Annotated in this window: 20 protein-coding genes; 9 read left to right on the top strand and 11 right to left on the bottom strand. The window is 58.0% G+C overall.

Features of this window, described 5'->3' with window-relative positions; translation table 11 throughout:
- Nucleotides 1-105: 105 nt before the first annotated feature.
- Genes pgeF through lgt form a run of 3 tightly spaced genes read right to left on the bottom strand, consistent with a single transcriptional unit; the run spans nt 106 to nt 2,812 of the window.
- Complete coding sequence (pgeF, locus tag MHN28_RS06975; RefSeq protein WP_239337413.1) at nt 106-864, bottom strand: peptidoglycan editing factor PgeF; 759 nt, start codon at nt 862-864, stop codon at nt 106-108.
- Nucleotides 861-1,928 (bottom strand): class I SAM-dependent methyltransferase, encoded by a 1,068-nt coding sequence (locus MHN28_RS06970; RefSeq protein WP_239337412.1) that lies wholly within the window; start codon nt 1,926-1,928, stop codon nt 861-863. Before MHN28_RS06970 ends, pgeF begins: the two co-directional genes overlap by 4 nt.
- Nucleotides 1,925-2,812, bottom strand: a complete 888-nt coding sequence (lgt, locus tag MHN28_RS06965) for a prolipoprotein diacylglyceryl transferase (RefSeq protein WP_239337411.1) — start codon at nt 2,810-2,812, stop codon at nt 1,925-1,927. Before lgt ends, MHN28_RS06970 begins: the two co-directional genes overlap by 4 nt.
- Before the next feature lie 97 nt (nt 2,813-2,909).
- Here lgt and MHN28_RS06960 point away from each other — a divergent pair, with 97 nt between their 5' ends.
- From MHN28_RS06960 to MHN28_RS06940, 5 genes are all read left to right on the top strand, one after another.
- Nucleotides 2,910-3,158, top strand: a complete 249-nt coding sequence (locus MHN28_RS06960; protein WP_050604795.1) for an accessory factor UbiK family protein — start codon at nt 2,910-2,912, stop codon at nt 3,156-3,158.
- Nucleotides 3,159-3,471: 313 nt separating this feature from the next.
- Nucleotides 3,472-3,972 carry a YbjN domain-containing protein gene (locus MHN28_RS06955; RefSeq protein ID WP_239337410.1) on the top strand — a complete coding sequence of 167 codons (501 nt, stop codon included), beginning with the start codon at nt 3,472-3,474 and terminating at the stop codon, nt 3,970-3,972.
- 36 nt (nt 3,973-4,008) lie between these two features.
- Nucleotides 4,009-4,824 carry a pyrroline-5-carboxylate reductase gene (proC, locus tag MHN28_RS06950; protein ID WP_239337409.1) on the top strand — a complete coding sequence of 272 codons (816 nt, stop codon included), beginning with the start codon at nt 4,009-4,011 and terminating at the stop codon, nt 4,822-4,824.
- Nucleotides 4,817-5,155: a tRNA-binding protein gene (locus MHN28_RS06945; RefSeq protein WP_239337408.1), complete on the top strand. Its 339-nt coding sequence runs from the start codon at nt 4,817-4,819 to the stop codon at nt 5,153-5,155. The genes proC and MHN28_RS06945 overlap by 8 nt, the downstream gene beginning before the upstream one ends.
- Nucleotides 5,155-6,105: a D-glycerate dehydrogenase gene (locus MHN28_RS06940; protein ID WP_239337407.1), complete on the top strand. Its 951-nt coding sequence runs from the start codon at nt 5,155-5,157 to the stop codon at nt 6,103-6,105. Before MHN28_RS06945 ends, MHN28_RS06940 begins: the two co-directional genes overlap by 1 nt.
- On the opposite strand, the gene MHN28_RS06935 is transcribed toward MHN28_RS06940, so the two are convergent.
- Nucleotides 6,102-6,680, bottom strand: a complete 579-nt coding sequence (locus MHN28_RS06935) for a thymidine kinase (RefSeq protein ID WP_239337405.1) — start codon at nt 6,678-6,680, stop codon at nt 6,102-6,104. The two genes, MHN28_RS06940 and MHN28_RS06935, sit on opposite strands and share 4 nt — an antisense overlap.
- A gap of 352 nt (nt 6,681-7,032) precedes the next feature.
- On the opposite strand from MHN28_RS06935, the gene MHN28_RS06930 reads away from it, so the two are divergent.
- Complete coding sequence (locus tag MHN28_RS06930) at nt 7,033-7,494, top strand: hypothetical protein (RefSeq protein WP_239337680.1); 462 nt, start codon at nt 7,033-7,035, stop codon at nt 7,492-7,494.
- A 167-nt stretch (nt 7,495-7,661) separates the two neighbouring features.
- Here MHN28_RS06930 and MHN28_RS06925 read toward each other — a convergent pair whose 3' ends face one another.
- From MHN28_RS06925 to MHN28_RS06915, 3 genes are all read right to left on the bottom strand, one after another.
- Nucleotides 7,662-8,888: an HlyD family secretion protein gene (locus MHN28_RS06925; protein WP_239337403.1), complete on the bottom strand. Its 1,227-nt coding sequence runs from the start codon at nt 8,886-8,888 to the stop codon at nt 7,662-7,664.
- On the bottom strand, nt 8,881-9,210 hold the full coding sequence (locus tag MHN28_RS06920; protein WP_239337400.1) for a hypothetical protein: 330 nt from the start codon (nt 9,208-9,210) through the stop codon (nt 8,881-8,883). The genes MHN28_RS06925 and MHN28_RS06920 overlap by 8 nt, the downstream gene beginning before the upstream one ends.
- 155 nt (nt 9,211-9,365) lie before the next feature.
- Nucleotides 9,366-10,490, bottom strand: coding sequence for a beta-ketoacyl-ACP synthase III (locus MHN28_RS06915; RefSeq protein WP_239337397.1), 1,125 nt, complete (start codon nt 10,488-10,490; stop codon nt 9,366-9,368).
- Nucleotides 10,491-10,658: 168 nt separating this feature from the next.
- Here MHN28_RS06915 and MHN28_RS06910 point away from each other — a divergent pair, with 168 nt between their 5' ends.
- The 3 genes from MHN28_RS06910 to MHN28_RS06900 are packed head-to-tail and all read left to right on the top strand — an operon-like array spanning nt 10,659 to nt 15,219.
- Nucleotides 10,659-11,126, top strand: coding sequence for a MarR family winged helix-turn-helix transcriptional regulator (locus MHN28_RS06910; protein ID WP_239337394.1), 468 nt, complete (start codon nt 10,659-10,661; stop codon nt 11,124-11,126).
- Complete coding sequence (locus MHN28_RS06905; RefSeq protein ID WP_239337391.1) at nt 11,123-12,160, top strand: efflux RND transporter periplasmic adaptor subunit; 1,038 nt, start codon at nt 11,123-11,125, stop codon at nt 12,158-12,160. Before MHN28_RS06910 ends, MHN28_RS06905 begins: the two co-directional genes overlap by 4 nt.
- Before the next feature lie 11 nt (nt 12,161-12,171).
- A complete protein-coding gene (locus tag MHN28_RS06900; protein WP_239337388.1) occupies nt 12,172-15,219 on the top strand; it encodes an efflux RND transporter permease subunit in 3,048 nt (1,015 codons plus the stop codon).
- Nucleotides 15,220-15,255: 36 nt separating this feature from the next.
- Here the strand turns inward: MHN28_RS06900 and MHN28_RS06895 are convergent, their stop codons facing one another.
- The 4 genes from MHN28_RS06895 to carB form a co-directional block, all read right to left on the bottom strand.
- Nucleotides 15,256-15,987, bottom strand: a complete 732-nt coding sequence (locus MHN28_RS06895; protein ID WP_239337386.1) for a hypothetical protein — start codon at nt 15,985-15,987, stop codon at nt 15,256-15,258.
- 136 nt (nt 15,988-16,123) lie between these two features.
- Nucleotides 16,124-16,381 (bottom strand): hypothetical protein, encoded by a 258-nt coding sequence (locus MHN28_RS06890; RefSeq protein WP_239337384.1) that lies wholly within the window; start codon nt 16,379-16,381, stop codon nt 16,124-16,126.
- 90 nt (nt 16,382-16,471) lie between these two features.
- A complete protein-coding gene (locus MHN28_RS06885; RefSeq protein WP_239337382.1) occupies nt 16,472-16,882 on the bottom strand; it encodes a VOC family protein in 411 nt (136 codons plus the stop codon).
- A gap of 256 nt (nt 16,883-17,138) precedes the next feature.
- Complete coding sequence (carB, locus tag MHN28_RS06880) at nt 17,139-20,483, bottom strand: carbamoyl-phosphate synthase large subunit (protein ID WP_239337381.1); 3,345 nt, start codon at nt 20,481-20,483, stop codon at nt 17,139-17,141.
- Nucleotides 20,484-20,547 lie beyond the last annotated feature (64 nt).

Raw genomic sequence — 20,547 nt, 5'->3', positions numbered from 1 at the left:
TGATAAGCACCTGAGCGTGGACAATAAAAATCAAAATGTCTCGACTCAGATAGACACAACAAATGTGGCGAAAAAGCGGCGAAGCCGCCACAATTCAGGCGAGGCCTATAATTTAATGGCGGAAATCAGGCGGCCGTAGTCTGCTTCTTTTGCATGAGTGGACCGGCGGTAGGAATAGAATCTGTCCGGGTCCGAATAGGTGCAGTGGCGGGTCCATTCAGCCTGACCCACGCCCGCCTGACGCAACCTGTGCAGGCCAAATGCGGGTAGGTCGAACTGTAGCCGGTCGCCTTCGCCGTTTGCAAAAAACCTGAGGTTTTCGGGCGATTCCGCGACGAACTCATCAAGAAAGTCTGGGCCTACCTCGTAAGCACGTTGTGATATCGTCGGTCCAATTACGGCGACGGTGTTTGCCCTCTGGGCGCCCAACGTCTCCATCGCGTCCACCGTTGCTTCAAGGACACCGTCCAGTGCGCCGCGCCAGCCGGCATGCGCGGCTCCGATCACTTTGGCGTCAAGATCGGCAAACAGGACAGGTTGGCAGTCCGCCGTAAGAATCGTCAGCGCCAGGCCCGGGGTTGCCGTCACCACGGCGTCGGCCTTTGGTTTGTCCCCGTTAAATGGACTATCCACTGTCAGAACGGTTGGAGAATGAACCTGATGCACGCCGACCAGGGCCTCCGGTTCGACCTCCATCGCCGCGGCTACGCGCTGGCGATTGATCGTCACCGCTTCGGTCTGGTCAGAGGATCCGTACCCACAATTCAAGCCCTTGAATATCCCGGACGATGCGCCTCCGCGCCGGCTGAAGAACCCGTGGCGGACAGGGGATAGGAGGTCCGAGGTCAGAATTTCCAGTGTCATGATTCCAGTCCCGGTGGAGGTGCAGCATAGGAGGGGTAGAGACCCAGTACTTTGAACAGGTTTCCCATTTTCTCGGGGTGCGTCAACCGGCGATGTGCGGCAACCAGCGTCTCAAGCTCAGACCCGCCGAGCGGCGCGGCCAGAGCCTGCGCGCGCGCGGTGATTCCCAGCCGCTCCAGAAACACACCCTGAGGCGTGAGCAGTGTATGGGCACACCCTGCTGCGCGCGCGGCCAGAGCAAGCGGCTCAAAGTCCACATGGGCGGTCAGGTCCGCCTGACCCGGTGTCTCCAGCGGGTCCACACGTTGATGCGCCTGAAGGGCCTGAAATGTATCGCCAAGCGAATGCCAGTCGCCGTAGTCCACGATCAGCGCGGCCCCTCCATGCGAGGCGATCCGGCCTGCGACCACGGTTAGAATCGGAATCGCAGCGGCGCAGAGTTCGATTAGATCACCGTCTTCGGTGTCCACGATCCGGTCGTTCAGCGCCACCTGAGCCGCGTGCGGCCCCAACCCATAAGTCAGCGATTCGCCTTCTGCACCGATCAGCCGTTCCCGCCAGCCATCGCCGTCCCGCATGAATTGGCGCACGGGCAGGGCATCAAAGAACTCGTTTGCCACCAGAAAAAGTGGCGCTTCGGGGAGGTCCGCTACCGAGTCGATCCAGAGTGGTTCGTACTCAGTGAGTGTTTGCCTTTGAATGTCTCGCAAAGCAGGCGAGGCTTCGAACAGCACGATCTGTGCGGCCGCGTGAAAACCCGGTACGCTGCGGGTCGCACGCAGGATGTCAAATAACAGCGTGCCGCGTCCCGGACCAAGCTCGGCCAGCACAAACTTTTCCGGTTTCCCTTGGTCCATCCAACTTTGTGCGAGGCTTAGCCCGACTAGTTCGCCGAACATCTGAGAGATTTCCGGTGCGGTGATGAAATCCCCCTGCGCCCCCAGCGGGTTGCGCGTGGTGTAATAGCCGAATTCCGGATGCAGCAGGCATTCGGTCATGTATTCAGCAAGACTCATCGGTCCGTTCAGGGCGACGTGCGCCAGCAAATGGTCCTTCAAGCTCATGGTGCCCGACGTGCGCGTAGGGCGAACCACAGGCCGAGCGCGATCATTGGCAGTGACAGCAATTGCCCCATCGTTAGCCCGTATCCACCTACGTGCCACGCCAGCCCCAAGGGATTTCCGGGCGAGACGAACTGTGCGTCAGGTTGGCGGAAGAATTCGACTATGAACCGCGACGCGCCATATCCGGCAAGGAAGATACCCATCACAAGACCGGGCTTGTGAAACGCCCCGCGCCGATAGGCCATCCACAACAGAACTGCGCCCAGGAGCAAACCCTCCAGCGCGGCTTCGTACAGTTGCGAAGGGTGTCGTGCGCACATCCCGGCAACGACGCTGGGGCAATCCTGTGCGGCCGCGCCGGGGAATATCACCGCCCAAGGCAATTCGCTGGGTCGCCCCCAAAGTTCTGCATTGATGAAATTGGCCAGTCGTCCAAGCAGTAGCCCGGGTGGCACCGTGTGTGCGACCAGATCTGCCAGAGGTAGAATCGGAATCTGGTTGCGCCGCGCGTACAGAATCGTGGCGACCACGACCCCCAACAGGCCACCGTGGAATGCCATCCCCCCCTGCCAGATTTTCAGAATCTCCAGCGGATGCGACAAGTAATAGCTGGGTTGGTAAAACAGAACAAATCCCAGCCGTCCGCCCAGAATCACGCCGAGGATGATCCACGTGATCAGGTCCTCCAACTGCTGTGGTTTCATCGGGGGCGTCTGATTGGGCCACAGGGCAGGGCGTTTCAACGCCATGGCTCCCATGCGCCACGCAATCAGAATTCCGGCGATATAGGCCAGCGCGTACCACCTGAGGGCGAACTCCATCCCGAACAGCGAGATCGAGAACAATTCGGGCGACAGATCGGGGAAATTCAGAACAGCCTGCATATGCGTCTCATTGCCCGGGGTTAGCGGGGCAAGTCAACCTTGAGCCCGGGCCAATCTTTACCCATATAGAGACCAACTGCGATACCGGAGTAAAGCCATGCAAACCCGCAACAAGATTCTTGATGACGTTTCCCAACTGATGACCAACGCCATGGGTGTGGCGCAGGGCGCACGGGAAGAGGCCGAGAATGCAATGAAGTCGATGATCGACCGCTGGCTGGCCGACCGTGATTTCGTCACGCGTGAGGAATTCGACGCTGTCCGCGCCATGGCCCAGAAAGCCCGCGAAGAAAACGCAGCGCTAGAGGCGCGCATTGCGGCGCTTGAAGCCAAGCTGGACAAGTAAGGTCCGCTTATCCAAGTTTTGAGAAAAGCTAAAACGCCGCGCAATCCAGCTTCGGATTGTGCGGTGTTGTGTATCTTGACGCCTCGCAGAATTTAATCAAGACAAAGCTGGGCAAGATGCCAATATTTTGACCTCCGTTGCCAGCTGTCCACAACTTATTGCTGTTATCCCCAATAAATAGGGTTGCCAGAACCCGGCCCGCGTCGCACCATATTTAGTACAGGCAGACGGGGGAAGCCCGGCTTGTAGAGCAAGCAACTAGCGCTGGGGCGCTGCCAGCCCCTAAAAGGCTAGAGATTAGTGAGGTGGCATTATGGCCCTTTCCGAACAGTTTCTCGAAGAAGACCTTCATCCAATCGACATTGTTGAACATCTTGCAGAACATCACGACTGGGATTTCGACCGGATCGGGGATGATCAGATCGCCATGGCTGTCGAGGGGCAGTGGCGCACGTATTCGATCACTCTGGCGTGGTCCAACTATGACGAAACGCTGCGTATGGTGTGCTCGTTCGAAATGGAGCCTCCATCCGAGCGTGAAACGGAACTGTACGAGCTGCTGAACAAGATGAACGATCAGTGCTGGGCCGGGGCATTCACCTACTGGGCCAACCAGAAACTGATGGTCTATCGTTATGGTCTGGTGCTGGCGGGCGGCCAGATGGCCAGCCCGGAACAGATCGACACAATGATCACCGCCGCGGTACTTAGCGCCGAGCGGTATTATCCGGCGATCCAGTTGGTCACATGGGGCAACCGCACCCCCGAAGAAGCGATGCAGGTCGCCATTGCAGAGGCCTACGGCCGCGCGTAAAGCTTTGCCCCAAGCCGAATAAGGGGAGGGGCAATCATGGACATGTCACGCGTCGCCGAGCAGGGGCTGGTTCTTCTGGGATGCGGCAAGATGGGATCGGCCATGCTCGCCGGATGGTTGGAGCATGGCCTTCCTGCGTCCGCCGTCTGGGTCATCGATCCATACCCTTCGGACTGGTTGAAAGCGCAGGGCGTCAATATCAACACACCTTTGCCCGAAGCTCCAGCCGTGGTGCTGGTTGCCGTTAAGCCACAGATGATGGGCGACGCGCTGCCTGCTATCAAAGCGCTGGGCGGGGGCCGTAGCCTGTTTGTTTCCGTTGCGGCGGGTACGTCCATCGCCACTTTTGAAAGTGTCTTGGGCGACGGTACTCCGATCGTGCGTGCGATGCCGAACACTCCGGCTGCGATCCGGCAGGGAATCACCGCTTTGATCGGCAACGGAAATGCCTCGGACGCCGACTTTGCTCTTGCCGAAAATCTGTTGTCCGCAATCGGCGAAACAGTTCGCCTGGATGATGAGTCGCAGATGGACGCGGTGACCGGCCTAAGTGGTTCGGGTCCCGCTTACGTTTTTCATCTGATCGAGACACTGGCCGCTGCGGGTCAGGCGCAGGGCTTGCCGGACGAATTGGCAATGAAACTGGCCAAATCCACCGTAGCCGGGGCAGGCGCGCTGGCTATGGCGGCTGAGGAAGATCCCTCGCAACTGCGTATAAACGTGACGTCGCCCAATGGTACGACACAGGCCGCGCTTGAGGTTCTGATGCACGAAAAGTTTGGCTTCCCTGACCTGTTGCACCGCGCAGTCAAAGCCGCAACCGATCGATCCAAGGAGCTGTCCCGTGAGTGAGATTACATTCGACGATTTCCTGAAGGTGGACATCCGCGTGGGGGAAGTGATCCGCGCCGAACCGTATCCCGAAGCTCGGAAACCGGCGATCAAGATGTGGATCGATTTCGGAGAGGAAATCGGCGAACGCAAGACCTCGGCCCAGATCACGGCTCATTACGATCCGGCGACATTGGTAGGCAAGCAGGTGATGGCCGTCGTCAACTTCCCCCCGCGTCAGATCGGCAGGTTCATGTCCGAGGTTCTGGTTCTGGGTCTTCCTGACGACAATGGTGAGATTGTTCTGATCGGCCCTGATGGCGAAGTTCCAACCGGTGGGCGGATGCATTGATGAAGCTGTTTATTGCCCGACCGATGACACCGGCCGTCGAGACCCGCGCCCGCGCTGAGTTCGATGTCGAAATTCGCGGCAACACCCTGCCGATGACGCATGAGGAAATGCTGCGGACCCTGGCTGAGTTCGACGTGGTGGTTCCAACGCTGGGCGATCAGTTTTCGGCTGAGGTTTTTGCCAAGGTGCCAGAGACACGCTGTAAGTTGTTGGCCAATTTCGGTGTGGGATACAACCATATCGATGTGGCGGCAGCACGAGCCGCAGGTGTTGAAGTCACCAACACGCCGGGGGCCGTAACCGATGCTACGGCGGACATCGCCATGACCTTGCTGTTGTCCACCGCCCGCCGCGCGGGCGAGGGCGAACGGCTGGTTCGAACCGGTGACTGGCAAGGTTGGCACCCGACCCAGATGCTTGGGCATCATGTGACCGGTAAGCGTGTCGGAATCGTGGGGATGGGCCGCATTGGTCAGGCGATTGCCTGGCGTTGCCATTACGGATTTGGGATGGACGTAGCGTATCAGTCGCGCAGCCCAAAGGAAGTGGAGTTCCCGGCTGAGAACATCCTAAGTCTAAAGGAATTGGCCGCAGCCGTCGATTTTCTGGTTCTCGCCGTGCCAGGTGGTGCCGAAACCCGGCATCTGATTGATGCAGAGGTGCTGGAGGCCATGAATCCCTCGGCCATCCTGATCAACATCGCGCGCGGAGAGGTGGTGGACGAAGCCGCCCTGATCGCTGCCCTTCAGTCCGGTCAGATCGCGGGCGCGGGTCTGGATGTCTACGAATTCGAACCCGCCGTTCCGCAGGCGCTGCGCGGTATGGATAACGTGACGTTGCTGCCTCATCTGGGTACTGCGACCGAAGAGGTCCGGACCGATATGGGACACATGGCGCTGGACAACGTTGCGGCCTTTGTCGCAGGCCGACCGCTGCCAAACCCGGTTTAGTCGCCGACGGCCTCACGCCAATGTTTGCGGCACAACGAGACATAGGTCTCGTTCCCGCCGATCTGCACTTGCGCGCCTTCGGTGATGGCGTTGCCGTTTTCGTCCTGACGGATAACCATCGTCGCCTTGCGCCCGCATTCGCAAATGGTGCGCACTTCGCGCATCTCATCGGCCAGGGCCAACAAAGCAGCCGAGCCCGGAAACAGGCGGCCCTGAAAATCGACCCGCAAACCGTAGGCCAAAACCGGAACCCGCAGGTCGTCCACCGCTCGGGCCAACTGCCAGACCTGTTCTTCAGTCAGAAACTGCGCCTCATCGACAAAGACACAGGCTATTTTTCCTTGGCTAATGCGCTGTTCAATCATCGAAAACACGTCGTCTCCGGCGGCGAATGTATCGGCATCCGCGGATATTCCGATTCGCGATGCAATCCGGCCTAAACCGGCGCGCCCGTCCAAAGCAGCGGTCATCAGATAGGTGTCCATGCCCCTCTCACGGTAATTGTGCGAGGCCTGCAGCAACACGGTCGATTTTCCCGCGTTCATGGTCGAATAATTGAAGTAAAGCTTAGCCATGGTCCGGGTCTAAAACGCCTGAACCGTGCGGGCAAGTCATCAAACTGCTTGAACAAGCGACGTCGCCGTTATTGTTGCAGAGGTCGAGCGTAAGCCCTTTGGGGATGGATACCCCTGCCTCAACAACAGCGACGCCGTCGGCCAACATGCGGCCTAAACAAAGCAGTGCGAAAAAGCACTGCACCTACTCATTACCGGCATGAAATGCCGCCACTCACTCACAAAACCCCTGCATATCTGAGGGATAGCCAACATATGACATTTCAATTATGAATCGAGTATGGGAAATTTCGTTTCCCTTTCCCCCACAATGGCAGATGTAGTGGGTGACGCAGGCAATAAAGGTAAAAACATGGCAGATATCGGGGCCTACCTGAAAAAACACACAGAAGCGCTGGTCAAGGACGTCGGAATCGAATCCGCGTGCGAGATCACGGGCAAATCCAAAGCCACGTTGGGCCGTTACTATTCTGACAATATCGAACATGCCGACCGGTTCATGCCGGTGGACGCAGTCGCCCGGCTTGAGGCGGTTTCGAACTTCCCTCACGTCACCTCGGCACTTGCCGATTTGAAAAACATTACCCTGTCTTACGACGGGCGAAACGACGACAGCCCTCGCACCGGCGGCGTGAATTCCGACGTGATCGCACTAAGCCAGCGATTTGCGATGCTGATGACCGAGTATCAGTCAGCGATTGAGGACGGGATCATCACGGTGAACGAAGCCAAACGCCTGCTGAAGGAAACCAGCCTGCTGCAACAGGTCCTGTTGGACATGAAACTGCATCTGGAAGAGGAAAGCGTGAGCTGAGGTTCGCACCCGTTTTCCACTTCCTGAACGGTCCCGTTGCAACACCAGGCTTTTTGATTTGGTGCCGATGGAAACGCCAATTGGTGAGGGTGGGGAAGGCTTCGGAAAAGCTCATAGGAAGCTAAATGCGTTGCCTAAGCCACCAACCGGCACGGCAAATCTGGGCTTCAGGAGAACACCAGAACCTTGACCGGCAATAGAATGGCCTGCGCCCGAAGAACGATGGCGTTGGCAATTCCCATGCCGTCCACGATCCGGGCAACAAACGCCGACATTCCAGTGATCTTTCCGGATTCGATTTCCTCGGCGCGGCTGGTATAGGCCACACCAACGCAGGAACTGCCCCGCGGAATTCCCTCAACGTGCTCGGGAAAAATTGGGCTGAGGAAAACGGTCACCGTACCCGGACGGGCGCGGTCCTGTTGATCCAACAGTGCATCACCAGGCCGGAACTGCCCGGCGGCGATTGCCCCTTGGACTTCATCAACGACCATCGGGATGACAACCAGCGGTTTCGATGCGCAGGTGATTTCAACAAGCATACCAGTTTTCACAACACTGGCCGAGATTTGACCAAAGGCCGCTACGAAACGTCCTTGTCCGGTGGTCTCCGGCACCAGAATACCTGCAGGACGCAGAATCGGGTTAATTATGTCACCCGGTTTCAACAGGAATTGTGTTACAGTCCCGTCCACTTCGGCAAATATGGTGGACTTGGCAATTTCATTCTCGGCCTCGCGCAGAACGGCGCGTGCGCTTTCTCGTTGTGCCGGTAAAAGAGTAGTTTGGCGCAGTTTCGCACCGTCAAGCACCGCCAAAGCGGCGGTACGTTGACCATCCGCGCGAGATACTGCCGTCTGCAAGCGTTCCAGCTCCTGTTCGCTGACAACGGTGTCGTTGCGTTCCGCCAGAGCGACACGGCGGTTCAGATCGTCTGTTGCCTGCCTCAGATCAGCTTCGGCCGTTTCCAGTTGCGCTGTGGCGCCGGCTATTTCTGTCGCAATGAGGCCTAGTGCTGCGTCGATTTCCTCCATCCGTCGCTGCGCGGTTTCCACAGCCGCTTCCTGACGTGTGGTATCCATGCGGAAAATCGGGTCACCGGCCTCAACCGTTTCATTGTTTGCGACATAGACTTCTGCAACTCGGCCGGGTCGGTCAGACAGGATCGTCACGGTGCGAAACGGGGCAGACACATTGCGCGTCGAGGGGTGAAAATAGAAAATGACGGTGATCAAGCTGATCGCAAGGATCGCGCAGGCCGTTAGCCCCCAACGAAGCTCATACCAGATATTGAACAAAGTAAGTTCATGTCCCCACCTCTTACCTTGTTTGTAGCGGCGATAAAGATAGTCGGGAACGATTGTGATCAGGGCGGAGAAAAGAAGCTCAAGCATCGTCGGGCTCGGATGCGTGTTTTAGCGGGAAAACCTCGTGCAATGGTACGGCAGCGACAAGGATTGCCGCGATCCAAAAGGCGTTGTTTAAAGTGAACAGTGAAATCAGCCCAAGTACGCCTACCAATTGCATTTGCACTTTGTGAGCGCCGGCCGCCATGCGGTCGGGGATAGCCTGAACTGTGAAATAGAGCGCGCCGAAACCGAGAAGAACCAACACAAGAAGAAACCCGACGGTAACAAGGAAACCATCTGTTTCTCCCGGCGGAGTTACCCAGAATGGAAGTCGTGCCAGTGCTTCATCGGAAATGGATTTGTCCATTTGATCCTCCGATTTAGTGACGATCCCGTTAAAGATAACCGCCTAAACCTTGGAAAATCAACGTAGTTCAGTGCAGGGTGGCTTTTGGATCAACCCGGCTTAGCACAATCTCGTTCGTATGACTCCTGGACCGGAACCGGCCCAAAGAGCTGATGTCACCCGTGCCGTTTAACGATCACCGAACCCACCGAATACCCTGCGCCAAACGAGCAGATCAGACCGACATCCCCGTCCGTCAGGTCTTCGGAATACTTGGAAAACGCGATGATCGACCCGGCCGAGGACGTATTGGCATAGTCCTGCAGAATGTTGGGTTGCTCACCGGCTTCGGGCTCACGTCCCAGAACTTTCTTGCCAATGAAGTCGTTCATCGTCTTGTTTGCCTGATGCAACCACAGGCGTTTCAGGTCACCGCTTTCGACACCTTCGGATTCCATGTGGTCCGAGATGTGCTTGCTGACCATCGGCAGTACTTCCTTGAATACCTTGCGGCCGTTCTGCATGAACTGCATGTCACGGCGATCAACGACACCGTCTGGGCGTGAACGGCGCAGGAAGCCGTTGTTGTTGCGGATATTGTTCGAAAACTCGGTGGCGCAACGTGTCGACAGGATCTCGAAATGCGGACCTTTCGCGTCTTCGACCCGTTCGATCAGAGTGGCCGTTGCCACATCACCAAAGATGAAGTGGCAATCCCGGTCGCGCCACTCCAGATGGCCCGAGCAAATTTCGGGGTTCACGACCAGCGCCGACCGGACCGAGCCCGAGCGCACCATGTCGGCCGCGGCCTGAATGCCGAATGTGGCCGAAGAACAGGCGACGTTCATGTCAAAGCCGAACCCCTTGATCCCAAGGGCCTGCTGGATCTCGATCGCGACGGCGGGATAGGCCCGTTCGTGGTTCGAGGCGGCGCAGATCACAAGATCAACGTCTTCGGCGCTGCGCCCGGCCTGTGCCAGCGCCTTTTTGCAGGCGTCGACAGCCATCTCGGTCATGATGCCCGGTTCATCGTCGTTACGCTGGCGCAGCAGCGGGTGCATCACGTCGGGGTTCAGAACACCGCCCTTGTCCATGACATAGCGGTTTTCGATGCCCGACGCCTTGACGATGAATTCCTCCGAGGAATGCTGCATCGGCTCCATCTCACCCGCCGCAATCGCATCCGCGTTCCGGGCGTTCATCTTGTCGGCATAGGCATTGAACGCTGTGACAAGTTCGGCGTTTGTGATGACGTTTTCTGGGGTGAAAACACCGGAGCCGGTGATCGCGGGCGTGTACATGATAGAACCTGAATGTTTCGGATTTGCCCAAAATGCAGTCATCAATGGGTTAGATCAAGAGAGGTTGACCCAAGGGAATATTAAAGATTTCGACTAAATCAACTTCACTTCTTGAATAGTTCATTTTTCGAAGTATATGCGAAGCCGAAATCGCAAACGGATTCGCCCATGACATACGACGACAGCGCTTTGGTCAGACGCCTCAGCCCCGAAGTGCAGGCAATGATGGGGGTCTACGCACTCTATTGGAAGCTGGAAGAAAGCTTGGATGCGCTTGAGGTCGAGCTGAGCCATCAGGAATGCCACATGATGGTCAAGCTGGATCAACCCAAGCGCATGGGCGTTCTGGCGGCAGACATGCTGACGGTGCCATCGACCATCACGTCGACTGCCGATGCGCTGGAAGCGGCGGGATATCTGACCCGGCAGCGCGACCCCGAAGATCGTCGCGCGTGGTTGCTGGTTCTTAGCGAAAAGGGGCTTGAGATGCGGCAGATGCTGTTGTCCGAGGCAGGGGATTCGTTCCGGCGTGCTTCGGGTCTGGACGCTGATGAGACTGCCGAGTTCGCACGACTAGCCCGGAAGATCCGGGAAAACATAATGAAAACAGGAATTCCTGAGGGATTGAAGAAATGAAACTCTTCTCTGTTCTGAGCGTTGCTCTGACCGTAATCGCCACGACTGCCTTGGCGCAGGATACGGCCAAACCTGTGAAACTAATGGTGGTCGAGGAAACCTCACCGGGTTTCTCGCGCCAGTTCTTTGGCCGCGTTGCCGCCCGGCAAACGGTCGATCTGGCCTTTCAGGTAGCTGGACAAATCGTCGAAATGCCGGTGACCGAAGGGTTCGTGATTCCCAAGGGCGAGTTGATCGCGCAGCTGGATCAGGAACCGTTCCAGCGCCGCTATGACCGGGCCGTGCTGCAAAAGGACCAAGCTGATCGTACCGTCGCCCGCCTGTCTCGCCTGCGCGGAACAACCGCCAGCCAAGTCGCTGTGGACGACGCGGAGACCGAAGCGCAACTGGCGGACATCGCAGTGCGCGACGCTGAATACGATCTGGAACATGCCACGCTGACAGCGCCTTTTGACGCTCTGGTCTCGCGCCGCACGGTCGAATCCTTCACCACCGTTTCCGCGGGCGCTCCGATCGTGCGTATCCACGATATGTCCGAATTACGGATCGAAGTGGACGTTCCGGAAATTCTGTTTCAGCGCTCTGGGCAGGAAGACGATATCTCGATCACCGCGAAATTTCCGGTCAGCGACGAGGTCTTTCCGCTGCAAATCCGCGAGTTTGATGCGGAATCGTCCAGCGTGGGGCAAACATTCCGCATTCAGTTCGGCCTGACACCGCCCGAGGGGTTGCAGATTTTGCCAGGCTCGTCGGTAACCGTGAACGTTCAGGTTCAGGACAGCCGGACCGGAATCGTTGTTCCGGCCACCGCGATCGTTTCCGGCGCGAACGGTGAACTGGGAGTCATGGTGTTTTCGCCAGTCGGAGCCGACGAAGGTTCGGTGCGCCTAGTGCCGGTGACCATCGAACCGACGCAGACGGGCGAGGTTCGGGTTCTGACCGGCTTGAACGACGGCGATGAGATCGTCGTTGCAGGCGGCGGCGCGCTGACCGACGGTCAAGCCGCGCGCCGTTTTGCCGGCTTTGCAAACTGAAGGGCGGATCGATGAACATTGCGCGCGCATCCATTGATCGCCCGATCTATACGTGGCTGATCATCCTGATCGCCTTGTTTGGCGGTATCTGGGGCTTCCTTTCGCTCGGGCGTCTCGAAGACCCGGCCTTCACCATCAAGAACGCGGTCATCGCGACCCAGTACCCCGGAGCAACAGCCGAGCAGGTGGCGCTGGAAGTGTCGGAACCTCTGGAATCCGCCATCCAGCAAATGGGTGAGGTCGATACGATTACATCCGTGAACCAGCCTGGCTTGTCTCTGATCGAGGTTGAGATCAAATCGACCTATGATGGCGCCGAGCTGCCGGAGATCTGGACCAAACTACGTGCCAAGGTGCGTGATACGGCGCGTGGCCTGCCGTCTGGTGTGCAACAGCCGCTGGTCAATGACCGGTTCGGCGATGTGTTTGGCCTATTCTATGCCGTAACCGCCGATGGGTTCTCGGACGCTGAAAAGCACGAGTTGTCGACCTTCCTGCGGCGCGAGTTGCTGACCGTGGACGGCGTTGCAGATGTCGAGGTGATGGGATTGCCACAAGAGGCGATCTTTGTCGAACCGGATCTGGCCATCTCGGTGAACCAGAATGTGCCGCTTCAGTCCATCAACGAAGCCATCGCCAATGCGGATTCCGTGAACGCGTCGGGGTCGGTCCGGTCGGAAAATGACCGCACGACCATCCTGACCGCTGAAGGGTCGGATAGTGTTTCGGCAATTGCTGGTCTGTCCGTCGGCTCGCAGGGGCAGGTGATCAACCTGTTCGACATGTCCAACGTGTATCGCGACCGCCAGACCGACCCGGACGTGATGATCCGGTTCAACGGCACCGAAGCCTTCACGCTGGGCATTGCGGGTCTGTCTACGGAAAACATTGTCGAGGTGGGCAAGCGCGCGGATGAAAAATTCGCCGAACTGGATTCGCAGATCCCGTTTGGCGTTGAAATCCTGCCGATCTACCAGCAGCACGTCGTGGTCGAGCAGGCCTCGAACGACTTTTTGGTGAACCTTGCCATGTCCGTGACCATCGTGGTTGTGGTACTGGCGCTGTTCATGGGGTGGCGCGCAGCCGTAGTTGTGGGCTCGACCCTGTTGCTGACCGTGGTGGGCACGCTGCTGTTCATGTCGATGTTCTCGATCGAGATGGAGCGGATTTCGCTTGGGGCGCTGATCATTGCGATGGGGATGTTGGTGGACAACGCTATCGTTGTCGCCGAAGGCATGCAGATCGCCATGTTGCGCGGCAAAAATTCGCGCGATGCGGCGGACGAGGCGGCCTCGAAAACGCAAATTCCGCTGTTGGGCGCGACGGTTATCGGGATCATGGCCTTTGCGGGGATCGGTCTTAGTCCTGATGCTACGGGTGAGTTCCTGTTCTCGCTGTTCGCCGTGATCGGTATATCGTTGCTGCTGAGCTGGGTGCTGGCTTTGACGGTAACACCGATGCTGGGTCACTACTTCTTCAAGCAGGGCGAAGAGGGGGCCGTGGATGCCTATGGTGGAATTATGTTCCGGGTCTACGGCAGCATCCTGCGCTGGGCGCTTCGGTTCCGCTGGCTTGTCGTCGCTGGTTTGGTCGGCGTTACGGTCGCTTGTTTTGCCGGGTTCGGATTGGTGAAGCAGCAGTTTTTCCCGGATTCCAATACTCCGCTGTTCTTCGTGCATTACAAACTGCCGCAAGGCACGCCCATCGCGCGCACAGCCGAGGACATGGCCGTGTTCGAGGAATGGCTGGACAAGCGTAATGATGTCGTTGCCGTCACTACGTTCGTGGGGCAGGGTGCAACCCGGTTCCTGTTGACCTATTCGGCGGAGAAACCAAACCCAAGCTATGGCCATATGATCATCCGCACGGAAACACTGGACGACATCCCTGCATTGCAGGCGGATCTTGAGGCATTTGGTTCAGCGCAATTCCCCGAAGGCGAGTTCCGCACCAAACGTCTGATCTTTGGCCCCGGCGGGGGCGACCCGATCCAGGCGCGGTTCTCCGGCAGTGATCCGGTCGTGCTGAGGCAGCTTGCGGATGAAGCGATCCTACGGATGCGCGACGCGTCCGAGAATGCCTTGCATGTCTATCAGGACTGGCGCGAGAAAGAGCTGGCGGTCCAGCCCATCTACGCGACAGAGCGTGCGCAGACGGCCGGTGTCACCCGCGAGGATATCGCCGGGACGCTGCAGTTCTCGACCGATGGGGTCAGGGCGGGGGTCTTCCGTGAACGTGATCGCCTGATTCCGATCATTATCCGCCGCCCGGCGGACGGAGATTACTCAATCGTCGATCAGGTGGTGTATTCGGACCAGTCTGAAAAGTTTGTGCCAATCGAACAAATGGTCGACGGGTTTGAATACCAGTCGCTCAACACGCTGGTTCATCGCCGTGACCGGGTGCTGACCATCACCGTTGGGGCGGAAATCCCGGCGGGCATGACGGCAGCTCAGGTTCATTCGGAAGTGCGCGCTGCCATCGAAGAAATGGAGCTGCCAGCGGGTTATCGCATGGAATGGGGTGGCGAGTTCGAAAATGCGGGTGAGGCAAACGAAAGTCTGGGCCGTCAGTTGCCGGTAAGTTTGTTGATCATGGTGCTGATTTCAGTGCTGATCTTCAACGCGGTACGTCAGCCAATCATCATCTGGCTGCTAGTGCCGATGTCCGTCAACGGCGTTGTCATCGGTCTGTTGGGTACGGGTCTGCCGTTCACATTCACCGCGTTGCTGGGTCTGCTCAGCCTGTCGGGGATGCTGATCAAGAACGGTATCGTTCTGGTCGAGGAAATCGATCTGGTCCGCGAGACCGGCAAAGGTTTGCGCGAGTCGATCATCGAAGCTTCGGTCTCGCGTCTGCGCCCCGTGATGCTGGCGGCGATCACCACCATTCTTGGCATGGCGCCGCTGCTGACGGATGCGTTCTTCAAGTCCATGGCGGTGACGATCATGGGTGGCCTGGCCTTCGCAACGATCCTGACGATGGTCGCGGCACCAGTGTTCTACATGATTTTCTTCGCACGGGACGAAAAGCGTGAACTGAAAGCGGCAGCGGCTTAAGCAAACCCCCAAAACTGTTCAAACCCGGCCGGCGTCCTATCCGGCCGGGTTTTTTGACCAGTCGACACCGTTAAACGCCGCCTTTGTTTTGGGCGCCAACTCGTAATTGGATAAGGCACTGGCGTCATAGTTCCGCCAGGCGCTCGAGGTGATCGCCTTGCAATGCCAGATGCCGCTATCCTTCGGAGTGATCAGGCTGCCGTGCGACCTGAGTAATCCGATCGTATGGACGTGCCATGATGTGAACCAAAGCGGCCCCGAAGGCGCAATACAGTACTTGGCCCTGCACAGCTCGTCTCCGCGTAATTTGCGGACGTGATCGGAGTGCCGGAAGCCCTCGGTGCGGCCTGCATCCGGGTATCGCCACCCTACGTCCAGACGAACGAAACCGGTCGGCCGCTTTTGGGTCAGGTCAAAGATCGACTCATTTTGGCACCAGACCAGTTCATCAATGTCGCACTGCAGAACAGCGCGCGCGAGAGAGAGGAACCGCAAGCGGGCAATGTTCAGCAGCGCGGTCTGCAGAAATATTGTGTTGAAGCGCGCCTTGCCCTTCCTGTCTTGTGAAACAACACCGTACCGAAACGGGGCAGACAGAACGATAGGGTTGTTGATGCCGCCCTGCCTCAGCGCCTCGCGGATGTCACCCAGCCCATACCGGGACGAGGCATTGTCGAAGAACAAGATCTGTTCCAGCCCATGCACCTGGCAATGGTAGCGGGCGAAATCTTCGATCCAGGTCAGGTCGTTATCGCGAGACAGGGTCACGGCCACGTTTTTCCCGGTATTAGGGGTCGAGTCCTTCTGAACGGAATTTACCGCAGATTCGACACTTGCGCCGCCCCATTCGAACCCGAGAGTCTGGGGCCGGTCTGAGGAGCGAATGATCAGGGCATCATAGAATTCATGCGGCTTCAGGCGGGTATTCCGGACCCGTTTGCCATCCAGTAAAAAACTGACCTTCGCGGATAACGTCATACAGGCCGAACAGCTTGGGGCAAATGATCGTCAGGCGGCCTTTGTCCCAGAAAGCGTCATACCAGAAGGTGTCGTAATCATAGACGTGTTCGGTATAGCCCGGGCCGGTATGGCCCGGTTTCATCTCGCGCCGCAGCCCGAGTTCCGTCAGGCTACTGGAGGCAAGAACGGGATGGCTCTGCACATTCAATGTCGTTGCCTTTATTCTTTTGGCGATTTCACATCGCTTAGCGTCTTGATTGCCAGCAAAACGGCATGGCTTGCGGCGGCTTGTTTAGTCGCCCGGATCCTGCGCTGGGTCATAGTGATAGTAAAAACAGGACAGCTTGTTCCCGTCGGGGTCGCGCAGATAAGTGACATAGAAATCAGATGCGTAATAGTCCCTTGTGCCCGGCACACCCGCATCCGTACCACCATGTTCCAGTCCTGCGGCGTGGAACTGTCTGACGTTGGCGGCACTTTGGACAGGGAACGCGATCATCGTCCCGTTGCCCACGTTGGCGGGTCTACCGTCAAAAGGCCTGCAGATCCAAAACCCTGTTCCAGCCTCCGGCTCGGTGCCCCAGCCTGCACGGGTCTTGGTCCACCCCGGAAGGCGCGGCTGTTCCAAAACAGAGAAGATCGCGTCGTAAAACCGAATGGCCCGTGGCAGGTCATTGGTTCCATAGGTGGTGTAAAGGCGCACGGTTCCTCCGCTTGGCTTGGATCAGAACTATGCGCCCATGCAGCGGCGGGGCAAAGCGAAAATGACTAGGATGTCTGTCTCAGATCAAAGGGATCAAAGGGACATCACACGCTGCAAGTGTCAAAAGTGCGGCCAAAAGCATAAACCCACGCATTTGTTTTTTCCTTCTGCTCGATCACAGAAAAGATGCGCGCCCGAAGACATAAGGTCAACGGGCGCGCGAAAACGTTCAGGTCTGCAAGCAAGTTCAGGCCGATCAGCCTTGCAGAGATTTCACCTCGACATCTCCCTCGGCCTGCGCCTTGATCGCCAAAGCAGCGGCATGGCTTGCAGCGGCGGTCGTGTAGTAAGGGATCTTGTCGTACAGAGCGATGGAGCGGATGGCCTTGCTGTCCTCGACCGCCTGTGCACCTTCGGTGGTGTTCATCAGCAGCTGCACCTGACCGTCTTTCAACATGTCGACCACGTCCGGACGGCCCTCATAGACCTTATTGACAACTTCACAGGCAACGCCCTGTTCCTCTAGCCAGCTTTGCGTGCCGCGTGTCGCGACAAGTGAGAAGCCCTGCTCGGTCAGAACCTTCGCGGCCTCAAGCATCGCCGCGCCTTTGTCGGCGTCCTTGATCGAGATGAAGGCACGACCCGACGAGGGCAGAACCATACCTGCGCCCATCTGCGCCTTGAGGAAGGCACGGGGGAAATCGCGGTCCCAACCCATGACTTCACCGGTCGAACGCATCTCGGGGCCGAGTATTGTATCAACACCGGGGAAACGGGCGAAGGGCAGCACGGCCTCTTTAACCGAAAACCACGGCATGTCCGGGTCGGCCAGTGTCATCTGGTCGGCGATCTTGGTGTCCTGACCTTCTTTGTAAGCCGGGCGCATCGGGAAATTCGACAGCTTCTCACCCGCCATCACACGAGAGGCAATCGAGGCAATCGCGCTGTCAGTTGCTTTGGCCACAAACGGCACGGTACGAGAGGCGCGCGGGTTAACCTCGATCAGGTAGATCTCATCGTCCTTGATCGCGAACTGCACGTTCATCAGGCCGACGACGTTCAACGCCTTGGCCAGTTTGAACGCCTGATCCTTGATCTGCTCGATGATCTCAGCCGACAGCGAATAAGGCGGCAGCGAACAGGCCGAGTCGCCCGAGTGCACGCCGGCCTCTTCGATGTGCTGCATGATGCCCGCGACATGTACGTCAGTGCCGTCGCACAGCGCATCCACGTCCAATTCAACCGCGCCCGCAAGATAGCTGTCCAACAGAACAGGGCTGTCGCCGGAAACCACCACGGCCTCGTTGATGTAGCGTTTCAGCTGATCCATATCGCGCACGATTTCCATCGCGCGACCACCCAGAACGTAAGAGGGGCGGATCACCAGCGGGAAGCCGATCTCTTCGGCAATTTCCAGCGCCTGTTCATCGGTCGAAGCGATGCCGTTCTTAGGCTGTTTGAGGCCCAGTTCGTTGACCAGCGCCTGGAAGCGTTCACGGTCTTCGGCCAAATCAATCGCGTCTGGCGTGGTGCCGAGAATCGGAATACCTTCTTCTTCCAGCGCATTCGCCAGTTTCAGCGGTGTCTGGCCGCCGAACTGCACAATCACACCGTGCAGCGTGCCATTTTCCTGCTCTTTCGTCAGGATTTCCATGACGTGTTCAAAGGTCAGCGGCTCAAAATACAGACGGTCCGAGGTGTCATAGTCGGTCGACACCGTTTCGGGGTTGCAGTTGACCATGATGGTCTCATAGCCAGCTTCGGTCAGCGCGAAACAGGCGTGACAGCAGCAATAGTCGAACTCGATCCCCTGACCGATCCGGTTCGGGCCACCGCCGAGGATGACGACCTTTTTACGGTCAGACGGGCGTGCCTCGCATTCAACCTCACCCATCATGGGCGCTTCGTAGGTGGAATACATGTACGGCGTTTGCGCTTCGAACTCGGCGGCGCAGGTATCGATGCGTTTGAACACCGCGTTGACGCCCAGATTGCGGCGGGCGCGGCGAACGTTGTCCTCGTCGCGGCCGGTCAAGTTGCCCAGGCGCGCATCGGTGAAGCCCAGCATTTTCAGCTTGCGAATGCCGGCCTCGGTCACTGGCAGACCGTCTTTGCGGACCTGACGCTCGGCTTCAATGATCTCGCGGATGCGGGCCAGGAACCATGGGTCAAATTTGGTGACGCCAAAAATCTCATCATCGGTCAGACCGTGACGCATGGCTTGCGCGATGGTGCGCAGACGGTCAGGCGTCTGCTGGCTGATCGCCTTGATCACGGCGGCTTTGTCATCGGCTTCGTCCCAGAGGCCGACGTTCAGGCCGGGGATTTCAATCTCATCAAACCCGGTCAGGCCAGATTCCATCGACGCCAGCGCTTTTTGCATAGACTCGTGGATCGTGCGGCCGATTGACATCGCCTCACCCACCGATTTCATCGCGGTGGTGAGGTAGGGTTCCGAGCCGGGAAATTTCTCGAAGGCGAATTTCGGGATCTTGGTGACGACATAGTCGATGGTCGGCTCAAACGAAGCAGGCGTGACCTTGGTGATGTCGTTGTCCAGCTCGTCCAGCGTGTAGCCAACGGCCAACTTGGCCGCGATCTTGGCAATCGGAAAGCCGGTCGCTTTCGACGCCAGCGCCGAGGACCGCGACACGCGCGGGTTCATCTCGATCACAACCATCCGGCCATCAACCGGGTTGATCGCCCATTGCACGTTCGAGCCACCAGTTTCGACACCGATCTCGCGCAGAACGGCAATCGAGTGATTGCGCATGATCTGGTATTCTTTGTCGGTGAGCGTCAGAGCCGGTGCAACAGTGATCGAGTCACCGGTATGCACGCCCATCGGGTCAACGTTTTCGATGGAGCAGACGATGATGGCGTTGTCGGCAGTGTCACGTACCACCTCCATCTCGTACTCTTTCCACCCCAGCAGGCTTTCGTCGATCAGGATCTGACCCACGGGCGAGGCATCCATGCCTGTGCGGCAAATATGAATATAGTCTTCGCGGTTATACGCCACACCACCGCCTGTGCCGCCGAGTGTAAAGGCGGGGCGAATGATGGCCGGCAGGCCCACTGTTTCAAGGGTCTCAAGGGCCAGTGCCACACCGGCGTCCAGATCTTTCTTGCCGTCTTCGTCTTTGGGGGCAGTCACGATCTCGGCCTTGGGGTTTTCGATTCCCAGCCGGTCCATCGCCTCGCGGAACAGCGCGCGGTCTTCGGCCATTTCAATGGCATCGCGCTTGGCGCCGATCATTTCGACATTGAACTTGTCCAGCACACCCATTTCTTCGAGCGCGAGCGAGGTGTTCAGACCTGTCTGACCGCCCATGGTGGGCAGCAGGGCATCGGGGCGTTCTTTCTCGATGATCTTGGCGACAACCTCGGGCGTGATCGGCTCGATATACGTCGCGTCCGCCAGTCCGGGGTCGGTCATGATGGTTGCAGGGTTTGAGTTCACCAGAATGACCCGGTATCCTTCTTCCCGCAGCGCCTTGCAGGCCTGAGCGCCGGAATAGTCGAACTCGCAAGCCTGACCGATAACAATGGGGCCCGCCCCGATGATCATGATCGACTGGATGTCGGTTCTTCTCGGCATGGCCTTGTTCCTTCGATTGTCCGCGAGTCAGGGCGCACCCCAAGCGCCCAAATTGTCCTGCGTT

Source organism: Ruegeria sp. Ofav3-42, from assembly GCF_022347725.1.
Classification (GTDB): domain Bacteria; phylum Pseudomonadota; class Alphaproteobacteria; order Rhodobacterales; family Rhodobacteraceae; genus Ruegeria.
The sequence above is the reverse complement of the archived record's forward strand: the minus strand, read 5'-3'. Positions and strand labels throughout refer to the sequence as shown.